The sequence below is a fragment of the Gordonia rubripertincta genome (genome assembly GCF_038024875.1).
Lineage (GTDB): Bacteria > Actinomycetota > Actinomycetes > Mycobacteriales > Mycobacteriaceae > Gordonia > Gordonia rubripertincta.
In genome coordinates this window covers 1,783,496-1,805,751 of the sequence record NZ_CP136136.1, presented here as the reverse complement: position 1 = coordinate 1,805,751, position 22,256 = coordinate 1,783,496, and the positions used below count along the sequence as shown (strand labels likewise).

Sequence of the window (22,256 nt, the reverse complement as noted above, 5' to 3'; positions counted from 1 at the left end):
GTGGCGCGTCGACTTCGATGCGCCCCTTCGTCGCTTACTCAGCCGGCTTCCGCTCCTCGCACCCTCAGGCGGCGGTGGGTCGCGCCTAATCCTCCGCGGGCGGCGCAGCCTTCTTGGCCGTCGTCTTCTTGGCTGCTGTCTTCTTGGCCGTCGTCTTCTTGGCGGCCGCCTTCTTCGCGGTCTTCTTGGCGGCTGTCTTCTTCGCAGCCTTCTTGGCCGGGGCCTTCTTGGCGGCCTTCTTCGCCGGGCCGCGGGCACGGCGATCGGCGAGGAGTTCCATCGCGCGTTCCGGCGTGATCGAGTCGACCTCGTCGCCCTTGCGCAGGCTGGCGTTGGTCTCGCCGTCGGTCACGTACGGACCGAAGCGGCCGTCCTTGATGACCATCGGCTTGCCGCTGACCTCGTCGTCCTTGCCCAGTTCCCGCAGCGGCGGCGCAGCGGCCTGCCGTCCACGACGCTTGGGCTCGGAGTAGATCTTCAGGGCCTCGTCGAGGGTGATCTCGAAGAGCTGTTCCTCGCTGGCGAGGGACCGCGAATCGGACCCCTTCTTCAGGTACGGACCGTAGCGGCCGTTCTGCGCGGTGATCTCGTCGCCGGACTCGGGGTCGACGCCGACGACGCGCGGCAGCGACAGCAGCTTCAGCGCGTCCTCGAGGGTGACCGTCGAGATGTCCATCGACTTGAACAGCGAGCCGGTGCGCGGCTTGGGGCCGGCCTTCTTCGCTGCCTTCTTGGCGGCCTTCTTCGCCGCCGGCTTGGTCTTGGTGGTGGTGCCGCCGCCCGGGGAATCGAGCGGGACCACATCGGCGTCGCCGGCACCGCTGCCGCCGGCGCCGGGGGATCCACCGTCGCGCGGCGTCGGACCCGCGGGGATGGTGATCGGAGCCTCGCCGTCGTCGTCATCGTCGTCGGAGGGCAGGATCTCGGTCACGTACGGACCGAAACGTCCTTCCTTGGCGACGATCTCGTGGCCGGTCAGCGGGTCGACGCCCAGCGAGCGACCCTCCTGCGGCGTCGAGAACAGCTTCTCCGCGATCTCCAGGGTCAGTTCGTCCGGCGTGATGTCGGCGGGCAGGTTGGCGCGCTGCAGATCGGGTTCGGCATCGGCGTCGGTCTTCTTGTTCGCGTTGAGGTCACGCTCGAGGTAGGGACCGAAGCGGCCGACGCGCACGTAGATCGGACGGCCCTCTTCGTCGTCGAAGAGCCGGATCGAGTTGACCTGGCGGGCGTCGATCTCCTCGAGATTGACGCCGACGAGCTTCTTGAGGCCGCCGTACTGGGCGATCGCCGAGTGCGCCGAGCGTGCCTCGGCATCGCCGGACCGCTCGTCGCCGAAGTAGAACTCCGACAGCCACTTGGTGCGGTTCTCGTTGCCGGTGGCGATCTGGTCGAGGTCGTCCTCGAGGGTCGCGGTGAAGTCGTAGTCGACGAGACTCTCGAAATACGCCTCGAGGAGCCCGACCACCGCGAAGGCGATCCACGACGGGACGAGGGCGTTGCCCTTCTTCACGACGTAACCGCGGTCCTGGATGGTGCCGATGATCGAGGCGTAGGTCGACGGACGGCCGATGCCCAGCTCCTCGAGCACCTTGACCAGCGACGCCTCGGTGAAGCGGGCCGGCGGGTTGGTCGAGTGGCCGTCGGCGGTCAGCTCGGTCGCGGTGAGCGACTGGCCCTCGGTCAGCTGCGGCAGGCGGTTCTCGGCGTCGTCTGCCTGGCCGCCGGTCTGCTCGTCGACGGTCTCGACGTAGGCCGACAGGAAGCCGGGGAACGTGATGGTGCGGCCCGACGAGGCGAAGGTCGCGCGCTCACCGGACGACGCGGTACCCGCGATGCGCAGGCTCAGCGTGGTGCCCTTGGCGTCGGCCATCTGGGAGGCTACGGTGCGCTGCCAGATGAGCTCGTACAGGCGGAACTCGTCGGCCTCGAGCTGGCCGGCTACCTGGCCGGGGGTCCGGAAGGTCTCGCCGGCGGGACGGATCGCCTCGTGGGCTTCCTGCGCGTTCTTGACCTTGCGGGTGTACTGACGCGGCGTCGGATGCACGAAGTTGTCGCCGTACAGCTCGCGGGCCTGTGTGCGGGCGGCGTTGATCGCCGACTCGCTCAGGCTCGTCGAGTCGGTACGCATGTAGGTGATGAAGCCGTTCTCATACAGCCGCTGCGCGATGCGCATGGTGCGGTCGGAGGTGAACCGCAGCTTGCGTCCGGCCTCCTGCTGCAGCGTCGACGTCATGAACGGCGCGTACGGGCGACGAGTGTAGGGCTTCTCCTCGACCGACGTCACCGTCATGGCGGCGCCGCGCAGGCCTGCGGCCAGGCTCTCGGCACGGTCGGCGTTGAGCACGACGACCCCGTCGGACTTCTTCAGTTCGCCGGTCGCCTCGAAGTCGCGACCGGTGGCGACGCGGGCGTCGTCGACGTTGACCAGACGTGCCTTGAACGTCGAGGGGCTGGCCTCGGCGCCGGCGTCCATCGTGGCGGCGATGTCCCAGTACTCGGCGGACACGAACGCCATGCGCTCACGTTCACGCTCGACGATGATGCGCGTCGCGACGGACTGCACGCGGCCCGCCGACAGCTTCGGCATGACCTTCTTCCACAGGACCGGCGACACCTCGTAGCCGTAGAGGCGGTCGAGGATGCGGCGGGTCTCCTGGGCATCGACCAGGTCGATGTCGAGATCACGCGGGTTCTCGGCGGCCGCGCGGATGGCGGGTTCGGTGATCTCGTGGAACACCATCCGCTTGACCGGGATCTTCGGCTTGAGCGTTTCGAGGAGGTGCCATGCGATGGCCTCCCCCTCGCGGTCACCGTCCGTGGCGAGGTAGAGCTCGTCGACGTCCTTCATCAGCGACTTCAGCTCGCTGACGGTGGTCTTCTTGTCCGGCGAGACGACGTAGAGCGGCTCGAAGTTGTCGTCGACGTTCACCCCGAGGCGCGCCCAGGGCTGGCCCTTGTACTTGGCCGGGACGTCGGCGGCGCCGCGCGGCAGGTCGCGAATGTGGCCGCGGGACGACTCCACCACGTAGTTGGAGCCGAGGTAACCGGCGATCTTGCGCGCCTTTGTAGGGGACTCGACGATCACGAGTCGTCGGATTCCCCCACTAGAGCGGGATGCGGTGCTGGTCTCGGCCACCGGGGCGTCCTTCGGTTGACTGGGTGGAGAACCACCTGCATGTCTCAACAGGTGTGTTCGATGGGTTTGTACCTTATGTATAGCGCCGTTTGCACATCCGAATTCCGTGTGACGCTGTCTGATGTGACCCATACCGCGCTTTCGGTCGGCATTTTCCCAGGCCAGAACGATCTAGATGAGATCGCTAATGTATGTCCGCAGGTGGCCAATCCGGCACTGCCGCTGCATTCGGCGGCGGACCCACGTATTCGTGCAGACGAACGAGACGACGGTGGCCGGCGATGCGAAGTGCAGGTGAATGACCCCGCGTGCCGACCAGGGTGGGTGCGATCCCGACCCTCATCAGTGCGGTGGCGAGTGCCGCGTGGGTGTCGGGGGCGTGCGGGTCGAGACCGAGTTGGTAGCGGCCTTCGTCGGAGTGGCCGGAGGCGATCACCCAGAGCCGCAGCGCACGGTATGACGGAATCCAGCCGGAGGGCATCGCCTTGACCGCGCCGGCCGACCATGCCTGATGAAGTGCGTCGAGTTCATGACACGCCGCGGTGCGGGCCAACGGGGTGCCCTCGTCGGAAGTGGTGACCTCGGCGTCGAGACCGGAGGCCCGCATCTCCTCGACGATCTGCTCCGCGCGCCAGCGATCGCGGACGACGATCGAGACCCGCGTACCGGAGTCCGAACGGACTGCCTGACCGTGCGCCGCGAGCAGGCCCGCGAGATCGGAGTACGCGGGCTCCTCGGTCTCCGCGGAGAAAAACGACAACTGGCCCACAATCCGAGATTAGGTGGTCCGGGTCCCCGGCACCGGTCTTTCCCGCGGCGGTTCGCGCCGACGCTTCAGCGACCCCCCGGAAAAAACAAACCGCTCCCGTCTCGACTGAACGAGACGGGAGCGGTTGTCGGCAAGCTGCGTAATGCAGTTGCGCAGGTGGTCTCAGACCGCGCGAACGCCGGTGGCCTGCGGGCCCTTGGTGCCCTGGCCGACCTCGAACTCCACCCGCTGGTTCTCCTCGAGGGTGCGGAAACCGGATCCCTGGATCTCGGAGTAGTGGACGAACACGTCGTCGGAGCCCTCGTCAGGCGCGATGAAGCCGAAGCCCTTTTCCGCGTTGAACCACTTCACAGTTCCCTGTGCCATGTCTTGCAATCCTTTACATATCAACTGTCGCGACACGATGGGTCATCGCGTCGTGGCCGGTTGACCGCCATACCTCAAAGAGCCCCGCGAAGATCTGCTTCGATCCGCCAAACTAACCTCAGTACCACGGCTGCAACACGCTTGTCGCCCGCCTCGACGGGTTGCGAAAGCTGCGGCCGCACCCAGTCAATCATGTCCGGCCCAGTTGCGATAGTCGCATCAACCAAGATGAGCAAAAACCTCGCCAAACTTCAGCAGCACGACATCCGTCGGTAACATCCCGACCTCTCCAGACCTCCCGCGTCAACACCACTTTGAAGAGTTTCCTCCATAAAATGCAGTACTCCACATTCGGGACAGGCCTCCTCGCGAGGTCCCTCGCAGGCACCGACCCCGACGAGTCCCCACTCACACACCTGTCGGTAATCCCGTCGCGCCCTGCGTCTTTCGCCGAGTGGCCGGATTGGGTGCCGAGGCCACTCCTCGACGCCTACGCGGACAACGGAATCGAACGCGTCTGGACACATCAGGCCCGCGCCGCCGACGAAGCTTTCAGGGGAAATCATGTTGCCATTTGCACAGGCACCGCATCGGGTAAATCACTGTCTTACCAAATGCCGATTCTTTCGGCGCTGCTGAATGAAAAGAATTCGACAGCGCTATATCTCGCTCCGACGAAAGCGTTGGGCGCGGATCAGATCCGGGCGGTGTCCTCGGTCATCGCCGGCCGGCCGGAGTTCGGGCACCTGCAGCCCTGCGCCTACGACGGCGACACCGACCCCGAGATCCGGCAGTGGGCGCGCGTGCATTCACGGTGGATCTTCACCAATCCCGACATGCTGCACATCGGCATCCTCTCGCATCACGCCCGGTGGCGTCAGTTCTTCCGGCATCTTCGCTTCATCGTCGTCGACGAATGCCACCACTACCGTGGCGTCTTCGGCTCCCACACCGCACTCGTCATGCGCAGGCTCCTGCGGATCGCCCGCGCGGCCGGCGCGAACCCGACGGTCATCGGCGCCAGCGCGACGGTCGCGCAACCCGCGGAGGCGTTAAGCCGCTTGATCGGTGAGCCCGCGGTCGCGGTGACCGAGGACAGCTCACCGCGCGGCGAGCGCACCGTCGCATTGTGGGAGCCGGACTTCCTGCCGGCGGTGACCGGCGAGAACGGCGCACCGGTCCGACGCTCCGCCGGCGCCGAATCCGCAAGGCTACTGGCCGATTTCGTGGTCGAGGGCGCACGGACACTGTGCTTCGCCCGCAGCCGGCGCGGCGTCGAACTGACAGCACTGTCGGCGCGGAACCTGTTGTCGCAGAGTGCGCCCGAACTCGAGTCGAGGGTCGGGGCCTACCGTGCGGGTTACCTCGCCGACGACCGGCGCAAGCTCGAGAAGGCCATCTCCGACGGCGAGCTGCTCGGTGTCGCGACCACCAACGCGCTCGAACTGGGTGTCGACATCAGCGGATTGGACGCCGTCATCGTCAGCGGCTACCCCGGTACGGTCGCATCGTTCTGGCAGCAGGCGGGTCGGGCCGGACGCCAGCGCGAGTCCGGGGATTCGCTGGTCGTCCTGGTCGCCCGCGATGATCCGCTCGACACCTATCTCGTCCACCATCCCGAGTCGCTCCTCGGCAAGCCGGTGGAGGCCACCGTCACCGACCCGGCCAACCCCTACATCCTCGGGCCACATCTGCTGTGTGCCGCCGCGGAGAAACCGCTGTCGGACGCCGAGATCGACGCCTGGGACGCGCGGCCGGTGGCCGAGGACCTCGCGGCGGAAGGTCTGCTGCGCAAGCGGAAGTCGGGTTGGTATGTCGCCGCCGGGGTCGAACCGCACGCCGAGATCGACATCCGGGGCGGCATCGGCGGGCAGGTCCTGATCGTCGACACCACGACCTCGCAGGTCCTGGGTACCGTCGACACCGGGCGCGCGATGTCGACGGTGCACCCCGGGGCGGTGCACATCCACCAGGGCGAGACGTACCTCGTCGACGAACTCGACCTCGACGACGGCCTGGCCCTCGCACATCCCGAAGACCCAGACTGGACCACCTCCGCACGCGAGACCACCGACATCTCGATCACCTCGATCATCGAGAGCCACGAGTTCGGTCCGCTGACCGTCGCCTTCGTCGAGGTCGACGTGACGCACCAGGTGGTCGGATACCTGCGCACGCTGCGGACCGGCGAGGTCCTCGACGCTGTCGAGCTCGACATGCCCGAGCAGACCTTGCACACCCGGGCGGTCATGTACACGCTGACACCCGAGGTGCTGGCCGAGGCCGGGATCGACGAGACGAGGCTGCCCGGTTCCCTTCATGCGGCCGAGCATGCCGCGATCGGGCTCCTCCCGCTCGTGGCGACGTGCGACCGCTGGGACATAGGCGGGGTCTCCACCGCCCTGCATCCCGACACCGGATTGCCGACCGTCTTCGTCTACGACGGGTACATGGGCGGGGCGGGCTTCGCCGAGCGCGGGCACTCCACCTTCCTCACCTGGATCGACGCCACCCGGGACGCGGTCGCGAGCTGCGGATGCGAGAGCGGCTGCCCGTCGTGCGTGCAGAGCCCCAAGTGTGGCAACGGCAATGATCCGTTGGACAAAGATGGCGCAGTGGCCGTACTCGAGCTGCTGTCTCGGCAATACTTGGCTCATGCATGACGAGGCATCCGGTCGGGGAATCGGAACGAAGCGGCTGGTGACCCGGCCCTCGCGTGCCTTTTTCCTGCTCGCGCGGCCGACCCAGGACACCGACAACCTGCCGGCCTCCATCGGCGAACGTGACGTGTTCTTCTCGGAAGAAGCGGCCCTCGACGCCCTCGACCTGCACTACGGGTGGTGCGCGGCCCGGTCGGGCGGTTTCACCCCGGTGGTCACCACCGCCCAGTGGTACCTGCAGACCGCGATGATCGGCCCGCGGATCACTCCGTCGCTCGGCGAGGTGTATCTGGCGTCGTCCGACGCACAGTCCGGCGAAACCTGGGCTGCTGCAGGCGGCTTCCTGACCGAGGGCGAACTGATCCACTGGTCGTCGTTCGTACGGGCGGTCCGCCCGTGGATTCCGCTCAACACGGGGACCGAGGCCTTCGAACTCGCCTACCGCGGCGACACGGACGTGCATTTTCACCAATTGTGGTTCGCCCCTATGCAATCGGTACGGGTGTACCCGAAACGGATCGTCGTCGACGAGGACAGTCGCGGGTAGCGCTCCCGACTACTCGACCGGCCCGGCGCGCGCCGACGCCGTGGCGGCACGGACCCCGAAGCTGCCAAGGTCGACAGGGACCCGAACCGCGACCAGCACGTCCTCACCGGCCGTTCGGCACGAGACCACCTCCGCCGATGGCCGCTGTGCCACCGCCACTGCACGCGCAGTGGCGCAGGGTTCGGACTTCCCTGCCAAATGGTCTGCGGCGGCGGCCAGCGCAGACAGGTCGGCCGCGGACTGTGCGCGGTGACGGGCGAGCACGGCCGCGCCGACGTAGATCACCATGACCAGCACCGCGGCGAGGGCGGCGATCGCGAACGCACCCAGCACCGTCGCATTGCCCTGGTCGTCGGCGACGAGACCGCGGATGGCTCTCATGGTTCGACGCCAGGAGCGAAGACCACCTGGTCCTCGCCGCGCGGTTCCTTCGCGGCGACGGCCTGTGCCGACAACGTGAGTCCTGGCAACAGTGGCACCGAGGTCCGCACCTGGGCGACTACACGTTCGCCTTGAACCGACACCGACACCACCGCCCGATCCCCCGCTATGCGCTTCGCGACCTCGCGCGCCGACCCATCGTCCGCCGCCGTCAACCGGGCTGCCTCCCGCGCAGCATCGGTGCAACGGATCTGGGCCGTCACGCCACCGATCGCACCGACGGCGAGCAACACTGCGACGACGATCGCCACGACCGCGTAAGCCGCCTCGACCGTCACCATCCCGTCTTCGTCGCGACCCAGCTGCGCCAGCCGAATCTGAGACGCGCGCAGACACATCAGCCCACCGAGGTGTTCAGTGCCTTTCCGATGATGCCGGTCAACGCACTCACAATGTTGTCCCCGGTGATCACCGTGTAGAGGATCGCCCCGAAGGCCGCGGCCGCAACTGTGCCGATGGCATATTCCGCCGTGGACATGCCGTCCTCGTCGGTGAGCAGCCGCGTGGCGTGCGCACCTGCGCGGTCGATGAGACGAGAAAGGTTGTGGGTCATGGGTTCTCCTGTCGGGACGAGCGACCTTCGTTCTGCACTACTTGGACGCATCAAAGCCCCGTTGGGATCCATCGAGTTTTCGAACCCGCAAACCCACCCATTTTCGGCAAAATCACCATCCGTCGCGGGGGGTGGGTCTGCCGGGATGGGGCTGCGAGCCGAGACCTCAGGCGGACGACCACACGCCGAGCTCGTTACCGCTCGGGTCGGTGAAGTGAAACCGGCGGCCGCCCGGAAAATCGTAGGGACCGTTGACGACCTGACCTCCCGCCGCACGTACCTTTTCGACCGTTGCGTCGAGGTCATCGGAGTACAGAAGGACCAGCGGGCCGCCCCGGGTGGGCGCCGAGTCGCCGAGCGCGAGGCCGCCCGCCTCGGGCGACCCTGCTCCTCCCGGCCCGACGATTCCCGAGTAATCCGGTCCGAAGTCGTTGAACTCCCAGCCGAATGCGCCCGCATAGAAAGTGCGCGCCGCAGCCATGTCCGTCACGGTGAGCTCTACGTAGTCGATCGCATGGTGTCGATGTCCGGTGTCAGCCATGTCCTGATTGTGCTCGTGAGCACCGACAGTCCGGGAGCACTTCGGCGCTCGGAGTCAGAACGCGACGAGCACCGTCGACGCCAGACCGACGACAACCGGCACGATCCCGAGACAGATGAACGCCGGCAAGAAGCACAGCCCGAGCGGACCGCTGATCGCCACGCCGGCACGTTCAGCTGCAGCCAGCGCATCGTCGTGAGCGCGGCGTCGAACGTCATCGGCCAGTTCCGCGAGTCCGCCGGCCAGCGACGAACCGGCCCGGGCCGACCGTCGCGCCAGCGCTGCGAGAGCCTCGAGATGGTCGTCGCCCGATGCCTTTGCATCCGGAGGATCGTCGAGCAGCGCCGACCATGCGGCGTCCGGGTCGGCGCCGAGCTGCAGCAGGTCGGCAACGCGCGCGAGTGGCCGGGCGAGCGACCGCGGGGCACGGCCGGCGACGACCGCCGCGGCGAGACCGACCGGCAATCCGGCCCGCAGGCACACAGCGAAGAGGTCGAAGGCAGACGCCACGGCGAACGGGTCCTCACGTGGCGGCCCCGCACCCAGCCATCTCGGTGACCGGTCGGGACCCGGCGGCGGGTCGACGACGCGGTACAAGCGCCAGCGTGGCGCGGGCCAGACCAACAACCCCGCGGCGAGGGAGGCCAATGCGATGACCACTGCAGTCAACGGGCCAGCACCTTGCCGGTGATGCGTTCCGACCATGCGACTCCAGCTGCAGCCAAAGCAGTTCCGACCATCAGCAGGATGCCGCCGAGACCGCCGCCGAGGAGCACCTGGATGGGTCCGGCGCCGGTCGCCTGGCCCAGTGCGATACCGAGCAGGGGCAGACCGGCCAGCACCATCGCGGTCGCGCGCGGTCCCGACAGGCCGGCACGTGTTCGGTCGGCGAATCCGCGCCGCGCTCGCAGATCGGCCCGCAAAGCCGCCAACATGTCCACCATCGGTAGGCCGTACTGTTCTGCCGTCTGCCAGGCGATTCCGATCCGACGCCACGACGCCGCCCCAGACGCGTCCTCCGAGCCCGGTGTCGTGTCCGGATCTGCGATCGCCGACCCACCGAGCGACGCGCGCGATGCCATCGCCTCGAGGCCGTCGGCGATCTCGGAACGACGAAGCACGCCAACGGTTGTGCGCCGTCGCAGCTCGACGACCGCGACCTCGCAGGCGTGGACCGGGGGCGCGCCGACCGACAGTTCCGAGATCATCAGTGACAACGCCAACAGCAGGTCGTCCAACCGACGATCGAACCCCCGCTCCGCCCGTCGACGGCGTCGCAACCACAGCACGAGGGCCACGACCATCCCCGCCGCAACCGCGGCCGAGAATCCGCCCAGCACCAAGGCCGCCACCGGCGAACCCGCGGCGACCAGCGCCATCGGATTCGGCGAACGGGCCGCGCGCGGCCTGCCCACGACGTCCTCGAGACGATGCCCGGCCCGCAGCGGCGACCACAGCAGGACACCGAAACCGAGTGCCGCCAACACCGGCGCCATCGGCGGGATCGCGGCCATCATGCCGACAACCGCCGCGGACCGTCGGGCGGACGATGCCTGGCGATCATCGCGTCGAAGAGTGGTCGGTTATCGGTGAAACCACTGTCGCGCAACCAGATCGGCACGATGTCGATCCTCCCGTCAGGAGCGCGACGTACGACGCCGATCTCGACGAGCCCGCGTGAACCGTCGGCTCGACGCGCGACACCGAGCACCGTCTGTAGCGCCGCGCCCAACTGGCTGTGCAACGCATCCCGACCCATTCCACCAAGCGCGGCAAGGGCTTCCATTCGTGCCGGGACCTCGGAGGTCGAGTTGGCGTGCACGGTCCCGGCACTGCCGTCGTGTCCGGTGTTGAGTGCGGTGAGCAGATCGATCACCTCGCCGCCTCGTACCTCGCCGACGACGATACGGTCGGGCCGCATGCGCAGTGCCTGCCGCACCAGTGTTCGCACCGGAACCTCGCCCACGCCCTCGACATTCGCCGCGCGCGCCACGAGTCGCACCACCTGGGGATGACGGGGCGCGAGTTCGAGGGCGTCCTCGACGCACACGAGCCGCTCACGGGGGTCCATCTCGCCGATCAGCGCGTTGAGCAGGGTGGTCTTCCCGGAGCCCGTGCCGCCGATCACCAGGAAGGAGAAGCGGTGTCGGAGGATGTCGCCGATGATCCCGACCACCTCGGCCGGGATCGCGCCGCCGCTGATCAGGCTCGGCAGGTCCTTCGACGCCGAACGCAGCACCCGCAAAGAGATGCAGGTGCCGTCGGCGGCGAGTGGCGGGATGATCGCATGGAGTCGCACCGTGTATCCGCGTCGGCCGACGTCGGACAACTGGCCGTCGACCCACGGTTGGGCGTCATCGAGACGACGCCCCGCGCTCAGCGCGAGACGTCCCGCCAGGCGGCGGACCGATGCCTCGTCGGGAAACCGGATCGTCGTCGGCTCGAGTCCGCGTCCACGGTCCACCCACACGTCGTCGGGCCCGGCGACGAGGATGTCGGCGATGTCGGGTTCGGCCAGTAGCGCCTCCAGCTTCCCGGCACCGGTGAGCTCGGTTTGGAGGAATCGGAGTGCCGCGAGGAGGTCGGTGTCGCCCAGGACACCGCCGGCCTCGGCGCGGATCGCCTCGGCGATGACCGCCGGGCTCGGTTCCGCGGCATCTGCGGCCAGACGCGAACGGACGCGGTCGAGCAGAGCGTCATCGGCCCGATCCGGCGTCACGCCGCCCTCCCCTGCCCGACCACCCTCGAGTGAACGGCTCGTGCTGCACGACCAAGTGGACTGCGGGGTCGAACACGGAGCGGTCCGCCCTCCAGCCGGACCGGGAGGCGCGGGTCAGGCCGGTAGGCGGCGATCAGCGGGACCCCGATCGCGTCGGCGACCTGGGCGGGTCGCAGACCACCCGGTGACGGACCCCGGACCACGAGTTCGACAGAGACCTCGTCACCTATGAGCCGACCGACGACCCGACGTGCCGCCGCGCAGCCACCGACCGAGGGAGCCGAGACCAGGACGACGAGATCCGCCGACGCGACCGCAGTGCGGACGACCGGCGTGTCGGCGCGCGGGAGGTCGACCACCACGAGATCTCCGTGCGTCCGACCCGCGTCGATGACTGCGGCCACCGCGTCCGCACCCGGACCCCGGGCCGGGAGGCGTTCCGAGGTCAGCACGGCGAGACCGCTCTCCGCGCGTGGTAGGGCGTGGTGCAACGCCGTGCCTCCGACAACTCCCCCGTCCAGGGACAGGTCCTGCCACCGCAATCCCGGGCGTTGTTCGATCCCGAGCAGCAGGTCGGCACCGGGCGCGACGTCGTCGAGATCGAGGAGCAGGGTGGGCGATCCGTTTCCGACGCCGGTCAGGGCCACGGCCGCGGCCAGCGTCGACGCGCCGGCTCCTCCGTGCGCGCCGATGACCGCCAGGACACCCGCAGGCCGGCGCCGCGGTACGCGGACCTCGGTCAGCGTTCTGACCAGGCGCTTCTCGTCCGCCGGCAACGCGGCCGCGTCGGTGGCCCCGATATCCATCGCCATCCGCCAGGTGTCGGTGTGCAGCTCGTCCGCACTGACGAGGATCAGACCGTCGCGACGCGGCGGATGTATGAGAGCAAGGGCGGCGATCGCCGCCGGATCGGCCACCACGGCGCGGGTGGTCAGCCATTCACGGCGGCAGTCGTCGGGTCGACCGACTACGGTGCGATATCCGGCAGCCGCCGCGCAGCGCGCGACGTCGTCGTAGAGGTCCGGGTCGACGAGAACGAGCAGATCATCGGGCATGGGTCGATGATGAGGTGGAGAAGGACCTGTACCCAGGCGGGCGGCCGGCTCTGTGGAGATCTCCGTGTGGCTGTGGAAAGAATCCACAAGACGCTGACCGCGTCGACTACAACTGCTGTGTGAGCGACAAACCTCGGGGCGAAACAACCTTCAGATAGAAGACAACCCCGGCCAGGGGGGAGGAGGCCGGGGTTGTCGCGTTTCAGCCCCGGGGGGTCGGGCTGAAAGGCGCCGGTATCAGAACCGGGTACCACGACTATACACACGGCTCCGGATTCTTTGCAAGTACAACAATTGGTTTTCGCAAATGTCCGTTCTGATCCTCGGGGTGCCCCTGGGGCCAATACGCCACGATTCGACAAGCGCGTTCTTGTAAGGAGTATTGCCGTTGGTAAATATCGGACAGGCGCATCGACAACCCCGGTTGCGGTAGGCCCCCGGGGTCGGATCGTCATGACGAATCTGAATCCAGCGGGAACCCGGAACCGTCCTCGCGACACGCCGGCCGCGCCACCTTCAGACCCTTCCGGAGCCCTCGCGACCCTCGGATGCGCTGCCCCGCAGCACTTCCCGGCGAGTTCGGGAAGTCGTTCAACATTTGGACCCGGATCACTTGATGTGACCGCGATCACGGTGTACAACAGTGGTACGGAAGTTCGGAGGGCCAAGCCCGATCCGGAAGAGAAGGACCGAGCCCCCACTCCAGCACTTCCCAGCACGGGCGGCAAGCACCCACGCGGAGCACGCCGCATAAAGGCAAAAGCGTTGTGCGCCTGCGAAATCGCGGCAGGAGAAACGACCGCCACACTAGTTGCGCCACTGCCTTCCCCCGCCGGCAAGGAGCCCGGGGAGAACGGCCCTGAAGATGGCAGCACGTGGACGGTACGGGCGACCTGACCCGCGTTCAATCGCCGAGGCGGTGACCACAACCCACCAAGCACGCTTGGTAACTTGAGTCCGTGCTACGCGGGCGGCAACCTCGTCGGTGAACGACAGGGAGGCCGCCCGCAGTGTTGTCCGGGGTCGGTTCGGAACTATCCCGCCCGCGCCGCGTCGGCGATCGACTTCGCTTCCGCCGCACCGGCTTCGAGAGCATCGCAGCAGAACACCAGCCAGTCCCGCAGCCCGTCCGGGCTACCCGAGGCGAAGGCCGCGGACAGCGTCCGATACTCCGACGCGCGTTTGAACCAGGTGACCTCCGGGACACCCAGGCAATGCGGGTCGAGCCCCGTCGCCGCCCCCACGAGTCGAGACGTGGCACGCGCGACCACCCCGTTCGCAGTGGGGAACGGCTGGAGGCCGAGAAGCTCGCCGTGCACCACCGCGGCAAGAACCGGCGCCGGCACTGATGTCGCGCCGGTTATCAACTGCCCCAACAGATCGAGACGGTTTGCCACATCAGTCTCAGGTCGTGGGCGGCCCAGCTCGTCGGGGTCTTCGACCATGTCGGCGGCGGCGAGAGTGTGTAGCCGGGCGAGCGCCTGGGCAGGGGCGCGGCGAATGACGCCGGTCAGGGTCTCGAGCGATTCACCGTCCAGAGCCTGCGATACGCGCATCGCCCCCGCGAGGATCGGATCGTCGAAGTCCCCGTCGCGGCGGAGCTCCACACTGCCGCCGTCGATCGCGGCCGACGACCGTCCCGCCCGCCACGACGCCTCGGTGGCCGTCTTGTCCCACCCGCGCAGGTTGGCGGGGTGCCGGTGCACCGCGGACAGCGCATCACGCGCCCGGTCGGCGGCGTCGGCCACGCCGGGGAGGTCCAGCAGAGGAGCCAAAGGATCGTTGGTCACGCCCTGACGATAGTTGCGCGAACTCGTCGCGTGCGCCCCCGACCCCGGTCCGGCCATCTCGATGCCCGGCGCGCTCGAACCCGGGCATCGGCGCGGCCCCGCCTCAGCGGATATCGAAGATCACGCAAACCAACCATGACATCACTTATTGTTAGTGACGGTTTCGAAAAGGCGCTTTCGTCCATTCTTTCGGTGGTCCCGACAAGGCCTCGGCCATGCCGGAAGAATGGCGGTGACCGCTCGTCGCGACAGAGCCACCGCTCGTCGCGAATAGATCACGCTCGACGTTGCACCGGTACCCCGTTGCAACGTGGCGTGACTACGCTCACACCAGCGATCCGTCATCCCGTCGGGTCACCTTTACTGTGGGTTGACCCGCCGTCGAGAAGCGAAAGGCTCATTTCACTGATGTCCTCCACCACCGTCCAGGCGTTCCCGCCATCCGAAGAGTTCGCCGCGCAGGCCAACGCCAACGCCGAGATCTACGACCGTGCAGACGCCGACCGACTCGAGTTCTGGGCGGAGCAGGCGCGTCGACTCGATTGGGCCACCGACTTCACCGACACCCTCGACTGGTCGAACGCGCCGTTCGCGAAGTGGTTCGTCGGCGGCAAGCTCAACGTCTCCGTCAACTGCGTGGACCGGCACGTCGCCGCAGGTAAGGGCGACCGCGTCGCCATCCGCTGGGTCGGCGAACCCGGCGACACCCGCGACCTCACCTACAGCCAGCTGCTCACCGAGGTCAGTAAGGCGGCCAATTACTTCACCTCCATCGGCCTGCAGGCCGGCGACCGCGTCGCCATCTACATGCCGATGGTCCCCGAGGCCCTGATCTCGATGCTCGCCTGCGCGCGTCTCGGCCTCACCCACTCCGTCGTGTTCGCCGGCTTCTCGTCGGGCGCCCTGCGCTCCCGCGTCGACGACGCCGAGGCCAAGCTCGTCATCACCACCGACGGCCAGTACCGCCGCGGCGAGCCTGCTCCCCTCAAGACCAACGTCGACGAGGCGCTGGGCACCGGCGACGACGCCGCGAAGTCGGTCGAGAAGGTCCTCGTCGTTCGTCGCACCAACCACGACCCCGATCTCAACTGGGTCGAGGGACGTGACGTCTGGTGGGAGGACACCGTTGATCAGCAGTCCGACGTGCACGAGCCGGAGGCCTTCGACTCCGAGCACCCGCTGTTCCTGCTGTACACCTCGGGCACCACCGGCAAGCCCAAGGGCATCGTCCACTCCTCCGGGGGCTACCTCACCCAGGTCAGCTACACCTTCCATTACGTCTTCGACCACAAGGAAGGCCGCGACGTCTTCTGGTGTGGCGCCGACATCGGCTGGGTGACCGGCCACTCGTACCTCGTCTACGGCCCGCTCTCCAACGGCGCCACCGAGGTGGTCTACGAGGGCACCCCGAACTCGCCCAACGAACACCGCCACTTCGAGATCATCGAGCGCTACGGCGTCACCATCTACTACATCGCCCCCACGCTGATCCGCACGTTCATGAAGTGGGGCCAGCAGATCCCCGAGGCCCACGACCTGTCGTCGGTCCGCCTGCTCGGCAGCGTCGGCGAGCCGATCAACCCCGAGGCGTGGAGGTGGTTCCGCGAGGTGATCGGTGGCGGCAAGGCACCGATCGTCGACACCTGGTGGCAGACCGAGACCGGCGCGATCATGATCTCGCCGCTGCCGGGCGTGACCGCGACCAAGCCCGGTTCGGCGATGAAGCCGCTACCCGGCATCAGCGCGAACATCGTCGACGACCAGGGCAACCCGGTCGGCGCCGGCGAACAGGGCTACCTCGTCCTTGATCAGCCGTGGCCGTCGATGCTCCGCGGCATCTGGGGCGACGAGGAGCGCTTCCGCGACACCTACTGGTCGAGGTTCGCCGAGCAGGGCTGGTACTTCGCGGGTGACGGCGCCCGCTACGACGAGGACCATGCCCTCTGGGTTCTCGGCCGCGTCGACGACGTGATGAACGTGTCCGGCCACCGCATCTCCACCGCCGAGGTCGAGTCGGCTCTCGTCGGGCACTCCGGCGTGGCCGAGGCCGCGGTCATCGGTGCCGCCGACGAGACCACCGGCCAGGGCATCGTCGCCTTCGTCATCCTCCGTGAGGGGGTAGAGAACACCGGCGACGCACTGATCGCCGAGCTGCGTCAGCAGGTGTCGGTGGAGATCTCCCCGATCGCCAAGCCGCGCGAGATCAACGTGGTACCCGAACTACCCAAGACGCGTTCGGGCAAGATCATGCGCCGCCTGCTCAAGGACGTGGCCGAGGGCCGCGAACTCGGCGACACCTCGACCCTCGTCGACCCGTCGGTCTTCGAGGCGATCCGCTCGAAGAAGGCCTGACCCTTCGAGACGCTCGCAAGCTCGCTCCTCAGGGAGCACAAGAGACGCTCGCAAGCTCGCACCTCAGGGAGCTGGACGATGCGCCGCCGGTGAGCAGATCACCGGTGGCGCATCGAGCTTTTTGCGGCCACTCACCGGCATCTCGCCGGGTGGGCCGCCACCTCGTGAGCCCACGCATGGCAACATATGGCCATCAGCCGAACAACGGAGGATTCTGTGAGCCCCAACGAGCACGGCCTGCCCGAAGCGGGCCGGGACTCCGTCCCGTCGATCCCTCTCTCCGACGCGAACGCCGGTCCGAACGGTGAGCCGAGCATCGGGAGCCTGGTCAAGGACGCCACCGCGAGCGTCTCGACCCTGTTCCGGTCCGAGGTCGCCCTCGCCAAGGCCGAGCTCGTCGGTGAGGCCAAGAAGGCGGGCGCGGGTACGGGTCTGCTGATCGTCGCCGGCGTGATGGCGCTGTACTCCAGCTTCTTCTTCTTTTTCTTCCTGGCCGAACTGCTCGATGAGTTCGTGTGGCGCTGGCTGGCGTTCCTGATCGTCTTCCTGATCCTCGTCGTGGTCACCGTCATCGCGGCGTTCGTCGGCTACATCTTCTTCAAGAAGGTCCGAGGACCGAAGAAGACGATGGAGTCGGTCAACGAGTTGTCGACCGTGCTGCCCAACCGCGGCCCGGGCCATCCGCAGGTCCCGGCGCACCCGAGGATTCCCCCGCCCGCGAGGGGTGAGTCGTGAGCGAGGCACCTGACCCGTCGAGCGTTCGTCTTCCCGGCGACTGGGAGCACCTCGATGTCCGCGCCAACGGTGTCCGGTTCCACGCGGTCGAACCGGCGGGGATACCCGCCGGTGATCGTCCGCTCGTACTGCTGCTTCACGGTTTCGGCGAGTTCTGGTGGAGTTGGCGTCACCAGCTGAGCGCGCTCACCGAGGCCGGTTTCCGTGCCGTGGCGGTCGACCTCCGCGGCTACGGCGACACTGACAAGCCGCCGCGCGGCTACGACGGCTGGACCCTCGCGGGCGACACCAACGGTCTCATCCGCGCTCTCGGCCACACCAGCGCCACGCTCATCGGCCACTCCGACGGCGGCCTGGTCTGCTGGGCGACCGCAACCCTGCATCCCCGCGTCGTCGACCGGATCGTCGTCGTCGCATCTCCTCATCCGCGGGCACTACGACGACGCGCGCTGCGAGACCGGGACCAGCGAGGACAGTTCCTCGACCTCTTCCTACGCAATCAGATCCCGCGCGTCGGCGAACGACAGATCACCCGGGACGACGCGGCGTTCATCGCCGACTACTTCGCGCAGCGGTCGTCGTCGTCGTGGCGGTCCGGACCCGACTATGCGCAGACGGTTGAACTGAACCGGTCCGCGATGCTGATCCCCTACGTCGCGCACTGCAGTCTGGAGTACCGGCGCTGGGCGTTCCGGTCCCAATTCCGGCCCGACGGGATGCGCTTCATGGAGCTCATGGACCAGCGGCTACACCTGCCGGTCCTCGCGCTGCGCGGCCGCGACGACCCGTACATTCTCAGCGACGCCATGGCCGACGGCCACCGTTGGGCGGCGCACCAGACCTACCGGCAGATCGAGGGCAGCGGGCACTTCGTGCACCAGGAGCAGCCCGCGGCGGTGACCGAGGCGATCCTCGAGTTCCTCCGGACCGAACCGGAGGCGACCAACGACGTCGCCGCCAAGCAGGCGCGGCGGATCAGGCCAGCACGCAGCGCTTGGTACTCACCCGCTCGCTTCGCCGCTCGGATTCGGCGAAGTCGGCGCGCACCTGACGGGCGGTGAGCACGAAGCCGGTCTCGTCGGCCGCGTTCTCCGCCGCACCGAACACGACGCCGAGCACCTCGCCGTCCGAGTTCAGCAGCGGCCCACCCGAATTGCCCTGCCGGATGGATCCGCGGACGGCGTAGACCTCGCGCGTGACCTGGCCGGTTCGGTAGATGTCGTCGCCGGTGTGCATGAACGTCGACCGGACACGCAGCGGACTGACGTAGAACGGTCCGGCCTCGGGGAAGCCGAGGGCGATGGCGTCGTCGCCGGTCGAGGCCGGCCGCGGGGCGAACTTCAGTGCGGGCGCGCGGAGACCGGGGACGTCGAGGACTGCGATGTCGGTGTCGCTGTCGAAGAGGACGACCTTCGCGGGCAGCCGCGCCCCGGTGGAGGTCTCGACCTCGAGCCGTTCGGTGCCGGCCACGACGTGGGCGTTGGTCATCACGCGCTCGGGCGAGACGACGAAGCCGCTGCCCTCGAGGGCCTGGCGACAACTGGGCGCGACACCCTCGATCTTGACGACGCTCGGCCGCGCCTGACGGACCACGGGCAGGTCGGCCAGCGCCGGGTCGGGTGCGTCGACGTTGGTCGACGGCGTGCTCTGGAACGGGAACTTCGGTAGACCCGAACTGTCGAGAAGCGCCTTGAAGTCGCCGGGCAGATCGTTGACCCACTGAGGCGACAACACCTCGACGCCGGTCAGGACCTTGGAGTCGCGAACAGCACCGGCGATGGCCGGGTCGGCGGACTCGCGCAACGGGATCGCCAGTAGTCCCGCGGCCAGCAGGACGGCGACGACCTGGAGGATCGAACCCACACCGCTGTCGACGGCCCGCAGTCCCGGCGACCGGATGCCGCCGCGCGCGGCCCGGCCCAGCACCATGCCGGCCACCTCACCGACGACCACCAGCACGACGAGGACGACGATCCCGACGAGCACGCGTACCTGCAGGTCGTCGAAACGCTCGAGCAGATGCGGCGCCAGGAGCAGTCCCGCGACCGCCCCGAGTGCGACACCGATGAACGCGAGCGCCGAGGCGACCGCACCGGACCGGTAGCCGCTGATCGCGGCGAGGAGCGCGATGCCGATGACGATGACGTCGACCCACGCGGACCCGGTCATCAGCTCGCACCGGGGTCGGCGTCGGGGTCGGTCGTGCCACGCGGATGGACCGCGCTGAATCCCGATTCCTGGCGGTTGCCTGCGAGCTCGATCATCTCGTCGAGCGGTCGCACATCGTTCTTGTCCCACGGTCGGTCCCAGCCAGAGGCCTCGCTGATGGCCGCGATGAGTCCGCCGGTGAAACCCCAGACCAGCAAGCCGTCGACGAAGAAGGCCGGCCCCTGATAGAGCCGGCCGCCCATCACCGATCGGCGCACCTGGAAGCGGTTCTCCGGGGCGAGGAGCTCCCGCAGGTTGATGCGGTCGACGCGGGCGGTCTCGCCCGGGTCGACGACCCGCACCTCGCTCGGCTCGCGCCAGTAGCCGATCACCGGTACGACGTCGAAACCCGACGGCGGGACCGGGAAGGTCGGCAAATTGGCCACGATGTGCACGCCCGACGCGTCGAGACCGGTCTCCTCACGCGCCTCGCGCAACGCGGTGCCGACCGGGAAGTCGTCGCCCGGGTCGGCTGCACCTCCGGGGAAGGCGACCTGTCCGCTGTGCTGACGCAGGGTCGAGGCACGTTCGGTCAGGAGGACCTCGGCGTCGGCGGGCACACCGCCGGGATGATCGTCGGCGGCCTCCCAGGAACCGGAGAACAGCACCAGGACCGCGGCCGCTCGGCGATCACGCCGGAACATCTGGGCCCAGCGGGTCCGGTCCCCACCTCGATTGTTGACGCTCTCGGAGACGGCGCCGACGTCACCGGTCAGCGCGTGCAACCACGGCGGGATCTCGTCGGAATGCACGAGCGGGCCCACGTGCGGGTCGCGGTGCGGGTCGCCGCTCATATGGTCACGCCCAGGTGTTCCTCGACCGCGTCGGCGATCTCCTGCGGGCTGTCGAACACACCGGGGTACACCTTGGCGATCGTGCCGTCGGGTCGCAGGAAGACGGTTGACGGGAAGACCCGCGGCGCGGTGATGGCGGCGGCCACCCGGCCGTCGGGATCGAGGACGGACGGCAAGCGAACTCCGATCTCGGTGAGCAGGGTCAGCGGGAAGAACGGGTTGGTCCCGCCCTCCTTGGCGTGGAGTGCCAGCACCGTTACGCGGTCGCCGGCGCGGGCCGCGAACTCCTCGAAGTACGGCAGCTCGGTCTTGCAGGGACCGCACCACTGCGCCCACACGTTGACCACGAGCGGCTTCCCGGCGGTGGCGGCGCCGAGGTCGTAGGGCGCCCCGGTCCCCAAACAGGGTTCGACGATGCCGGCCAGCACCGAGTCCGGGTTCTCCGGCAGGCCCGTGACCGGACAGTCGGCGAGCTGCGCGTCGGCCCGCGCCTGTGCCACGCGGTCCTCGTCCACCGGCGCGTCGAAGGGACGTGGACCGCTGACCGACGGCGGTGCACCGGTGGTCGGCGACGGGGCGTCGCCGCGCGGCCAGATCGCGACGATGAGCGCGATCATCACGATGACGAAAACGAGGGTCCAGCGCGCGGCAGCCGGGAAACGAGAGGTCGGCCGCGCGGGGTGTTCAGAGGAATCGGCGGGTTGCGGGGTCGCCGGTTCGGTGGCGTTGTCGTTCACGGGGCGGCTAGTCCGGCCAGTCGGAGGAGGTGCTCGGTCTCGGGGCCCTTGACCAGCGCTGCGGCCTCGGCCTTGTCCATCGGGCCCGTGCCCACCGACGGGCAGTCCTTGGCGAGGATGCAGACCCCGCACGCCGGCTTGCGGGCATGGCACACACGCCGGCCGTGGAAGATCACGCGGTGGGACAGGTCGGTCCACTCCTTGCGCTCGATCAGCTCGCCGACGGCGTGTTCGACCTTCACCGGATCTTCTTCCTCGGTCCACTGCCAGCGTCGGACGAGGCGGCCGAAGTGGGTGTCCACGGTGATCCCGGGGACCCCGAATGCGTTGCCCAGGACGACGTTGGCCGTCTTGCGGCCGAAACCGGGCAGCGACACCAAGTCCTTCAAATTGTTCGGGACCTCGCCGTCGTACCGCTCGACGAGCGCCTGGCCGAGTCCGATGATCGAGTTCGCCTTGTTCCGGTAGAAACCGGTCGAGCGGATCATCTCCTCGAGTTCGATGCGGTCGGCCTCTGCGTAATCGCGGGCGGTGCGGTACTTCGCGAAGAGCGCCGGGGTGGTCTGGTTGACCCGCACATCGGTGCACTGAGCCGACAGGATGGTGGCCACCGACAGCTCGAGCGGGTTGGTGAAGTCGAGTTCGCAGTACACATGCGGGAACGCGACCTTGAGGGTGCGGTTCATCCGGCGCGCGCGTCGGACCAGCCCGAGGTGGGTCTCCTGCTTGCGAGCCGGGGCCTCGCCCACGGACGCAGCCTTACGTGCGCTCACGTGATTCAGGTTAGCGATGTCCTGCACGAACGCCGCTCACCGCGGCCGTCGGTGGCCGCGTCGAACCAGCCCGTCGAGCT

General features: G+C 68.2%; 21 protein-coding genes. 5 read left to right on the top strand and 16 right to left on the bottom strand.

Annotation, left to right across the window (positions count from 1 at the left end; genetic code table 11):
- Positions 1 to 85: 85 nt before the first annotated feature.
- From topA to RVF83_RS08115, 3 genes are all read right to left on the bottom strand, one after another.
- Positions 86 to 3,136, bottom strand: coding sequence for a type I DNA topoisomerase (gene topA / locus RVF83_RS08125; protein ID WP_005194610.1), 3,051 nt, complete (start codon positions 3,134 to 3,136; stop codon positions 86 to 88).
- 184 nt (positions 3,137 to 3,320) lie between these two features.
- Positions 3,321 to 3,905 (bottom strand): hypothetical protein, encoded by a 585-nt coding sequence (locus RVF83_RS08120; protein WP_005194608.1) that lies wholly within the window; start codon positions 3,903 to 3,905, stop codon positions 3,321 to 3,323.
- Positions 3,906 to 4,067: 162 nt separating this feature from the next.
- Entirely contained in the window at positions 4,068 to 4,271 is a 204-nt protein-coding gene (locus RVF83_RS08115; RefSeq protein WP_004022110.1) for a cold-shock protein, read from the bottom strand.
- A gap of 335 nt (positions 4,272 to 4,606) precedes the next feature.
- Between RVF83_RS08115 and RVF83_RS08110 the strand changes: the two genes are divergently transcribed.
- Positions 4,607 to 6,934: a DEAD/DEAH box helicase gene (locus RVF83_RS08110; RefSeq protein ID WP_005194599.1), complete on the top strand. Its 2,328-nt coding sequence runs from the start codon at positions 4,607 to 4,609 to the stop codon at positions 6,932 to 6,934.
- A complete protein-coding gene (locus tag RVF83_RS08105; RefSeq protein WP_039879873.1) occupies positions 6,927 to 7,478 on the top strand; it encodes a hypothetical protein in 552 nt (183 codons plus the stop codon). Before RVF83_RS08110 ends, RVF83_RS08105 begins: the two co-directional genes overlap by 8 nt.
- A 9-nt stretch (positions 7,479 to 7,487) precedes the next feature.
- On the opposite strand, the gene RVF83_RS08100 is transcribed toward RVF83_RS08105, so the two are convergent.
- The 9 genes from RVF83_RS08100 to RVF83_RS08060 form a co-directional block, all read right to left on the bottom strand.
- Complete coding sequence (locus tag RVF83_RS08100) at positions 7,488 to 7,859, bottom strand: Rv3654c family TadE-like protein (protein WP_005194596.1); 372 nt, start codon at positions 7,857 to 7,859, stop codon at positions 7,488 to 7,490.
- Positions 7,856 to 8,257 carry a TadE family type IV pilus minor pilin gene (locus RVF83_RS08095; protein ID WP_005194594.1) on the bottom strand — a complete coding sequence of 134 codons (402 nt, stop codon included), beginning with the start codon at positions 8,255 to 8,257 and terminating at the stop codon, positions 7,856 to 7,858. Before RVF83_RS08095 ends, RVF83_RS08100 begins: the two co-directional genes overlap by 4 nt.
- A complete protein-coding gene (locus tag RVF83_RS08090; RefSeq protein ID WP_005194593.1) occupies positions 8,257 to 8,472 on the bottom strand; it encodes a DUF4244 domain-containing protein in 216 nt (71 codons plus the stop codon). Before RVF83_RS08090 ends, RVF83_RS08095 begins: the two co-directional genes overlap by 1 nt.
- A gap of 166 nt (positions 8,473 to 8,638) precedes the next feature.
- Positions 8,639 to 9,013: a VOC family protein gene (locus RVF83_RS08085; protein WP_005194592.1), complete on the bottom strand. Its 375-nt coding sequence runs from the start codon at positions 9,011 to 9,013 to the stop codon at positions 8,639 to 8,641.
- Positions 9,014 to 9,067: 54 nt separating this feature from the next.
- Positions 9,068 to 9,682 carry a type II secretion system F family protein gene (locus RVF83_RS08080; protein ID WP_005194591.1) on the bottom strand — a complete coding sequence of 205 codons (615 nt, stop codon included), beginning with the start codon at positions 9,680 to 9,682 and terminating at the stop codon, positions 9,068 to 9,070.
- Positions 9,679 to 10,530 (bottom strand): type II secretion system F family protein, encoded by an 852-nt coding sequence (locus RVF83_RS08075; RefSeq protein WP_005194590.1) that lies wholly within the window; start codon positions 10,528 to 10,530, stop codon positions 9,679 to 9,681. Before RVF83_RS08075 ends, RVF83_RS08080 begins: the two co-directional genes overlap by 4 nt.
- Positions 10,527 to 11,732: a TadA family conjugal transfer-associated ATPase gene (locus tag RVF83_RS08070; protein ID WP_005194589.1), complete on the bottom strand. Its 1,206-nt coding sequence runs from the start codon at positions 11,730 to 11,732 to the stop codon at positions 10,527 to 10,529. The genes RVF83_RS08075 and RVF83_RS08070 overlap by 4 nt, the downstream gene beginning before the upstream one ends.
- Positions 11,729 to 12,787, bottom strand: a complete 1,059-nt coding sequence (ssd, locus tag RVF83_RS08065) for a septum site-determining protein Ssd (RefSeq protein WP_005194586.1) — start codon at positions 12,785 to 12,787, stop codon at positions 11,729 to 11,731. Before ssd ends, RVF83_RS08070 begins: the two co-directional genes overlap by 4 nt.
- 1,034 nt (positions 12,788 to 13,821) lie before the next feature.
- Positions 13,822 to 14,577 (bottom strand): hypothetical protein, encoded by a 756-nt coding sequence (locus tag RVF83_RS08060; RefSeq protein WP_039879879.1) that lies wholly within the window; start codon positions 14,575 to 14,577, stop codon positions 13,822 to 13,824.
- Between the two features lie 408 nt (positions 14,578 to 14,985).
- Between RVF83_RS08060 and acs the strand changes: the two genes are divergently transcribed.
- The 3 genes from acs (at position 14,986) to RVF83_RS08045 (ending at position 18,725) form a co-directional block, all read left to right on the top strand.
- Positions 14,986 to 16,929 (top strand): acetate--CoA ligase, encoded by a 1,944-nt coding sequence (gene acs, locus RVF83_RS08055; protein WP_005194583.1) that lies wholly within the window; start codon positions 14,986 to 14,988, stop codon positions 16,927 to 16,929.
- Positions 16,930 to 17,145: 216 nt separating this feature from the next.
- A complete protein-coding gene (locus RVF83_RS08050) occupies positions 17,146 to 17,664 on the top strand; it encodes a phage holin family protein (RefSeq protein ID WP_341262012.1) in 519 nt (172 codons plus the stop codon).
- Positions 17,661 to 18,725: an alpha/beta fold hydrolase gene (locus tag RVF83_RS08045; protein ID WP_005194578.1), complete on the top strand. Its 1,065-nt coding sequence runs from the start codon at positions 17,661 to 17,663 to the stop codon at positions 18,723 to 18,725. The genes RVF83_RS08050 and RVF83_RS08045 overlap by 4 nt, the downstream gene beginning before the upstream one ends.
- Here RVF83_RS08045 and RVF83_RS08040 read toward each other — a convergent pair.
- Genes RVF83_RS08040 through nth form a run of 4 tightly spaced genes read right to left on the bottom strand, consistent with a single transcriptional unit; the run spans position 18,640 to position 22,203 of the window.
- Positions 18,640 to 19,833 carry a MarP family serine protease gene (locus tag RVF83_RS08040; RefSeq protein ID WP_005194576.1) on the bottom strand — a complete coding sequence of 398 codons (1,194 nt, stop codon included), beginning with the start codon at positions 19,831 to 19,833 and terminating at the stop codon, positions 18,640 to 18,642. The genes RVF83_RS08045 and RVF83_RS08040 overlap by 86 nt on opposite strands.
- Positions 19,833 to 20,666: an NUDIX hydrolase gene (locus tag RVF83_RS08035; protein WP_039879872.1), complete on the bottom strand. Its 834-nt coding sequence runs from the start codon at positions 20,664 to 20,666 to the stop codon at positions 19,833 to 19,835. The genes RVF83_RS08040 and RVF83_RS08035 overlap by 1 nt, the downstream gene beginning before the upstream one ends.
- Entirely contained in the window at positions 20,663 to 21,403 is a 741-nt protein-coding gene (locus tag RVF83_RS08030; protein WP_005194572.1) for a TlpA family protein disulfide reductase, read from the bottom strand. Before RVF83_RS08030 ends, RVF83_RS08035 begins: the two co-directional genes overlap by 4 nt.
- Entirely contained in the window at positions 21,400 to 22,203 is an 804-nt protein-coding gene (gene nth / locus RVF83_RS08025; protein WP_005194570.1) for an endonuclease III, read from the bottom strand. Before nth ends, RVF83_RS08030 begins: the two co-directional genes overlap by 4 nt.
- Positions 22,204 to 22,256: the final 53 nt, after the last annotated feature.

Bases quoted from the DNA above. Each gene is read 5' to 3' on its own strand.
- RVF83_RS08115 (WP_004022110.1), bottom strand. From the start codon at position 4,271: ATGGCACAGGGAACTGTGAAGTGGTTCAACGCGGAAAAGGGCTTCGGC.
- RVF83_RS08110 (WP_005194599.1), top strand. From the start codon at position 4,607: ATGCAGTACTCCACATTCGGGACAGGCCTCCTCGCGAGGTCCCTCGCA.
- RVF83_RS08105 (WP_039879873.1), top strand. From the start codon at position 6,927: ATGCATGACGAGGCATCCGGTCGGGGAATCGGAACGAAGCGGCTGGTG.
- RVF83_RS08100 (WP_005194596.1), bottom strand. From the start codon at position 7,859: ATGAGAGCCATCCGCGGTCTCGTCGCCGACGACCAGGGCAATGCGACG.
- RVF83_RS08095 (WP_005194594.1), bottom strand. From the start codon at position 8,257: ATGTGTCTGCGCGCGTCTCAGATTCGGCTGGCGCAGCTGGGTCGCGAC.
- RVF83_RS08090 (WP_005194593.1), bottom strand. From the start codon at position 8,472: ATGACCCACAACCTTTCTCGTCTCATCGACCGCGCAGGTGCGCACGCC.
- RVF83_RS08085 (WP_005194592.1), bottom strand. From the start codon at position 9,013: ATGGCTGACACCGGACATCGACACCATGCGATCGACTACGTAGAGCTC.
- RVF83_RS08075 (WP_005194590.1), bottom strand. From the start codon at position 10,530: ATGATGGCCGCGATCCCGCCGATGGCGCCGGTGTTGGCGGCACTCGGT.
- ssd (WP_005194586.1), bottom strand. From the start codon at position 12,787: ATGCCCGATGATCTGCTCGTTCTCGTCGACCCGGACCTCTACGACGAC.
- acs (WP_005194583.1), top strand. From the start codon at position 14,986: ATGTCCTCCACCACCGTCCAGGCGTTCCCGCCATCCGAAGAGTTCGCC.
- RVF83_RS08040 (WP_005194576.1), bottom strand. From the start codon at position 19,833: ATGACCGGGTCCGCGTGGGTCGACGTCATCGTCATCGGCATCGCGCTC.
- RVF83_RS08035 (WP_039879872.1), bottom strand. From the start codon at position 20,666: ATGAGCGGCGACCCGCACCGCGACCCGCACGTGGGCCCGCTCGTGCAT.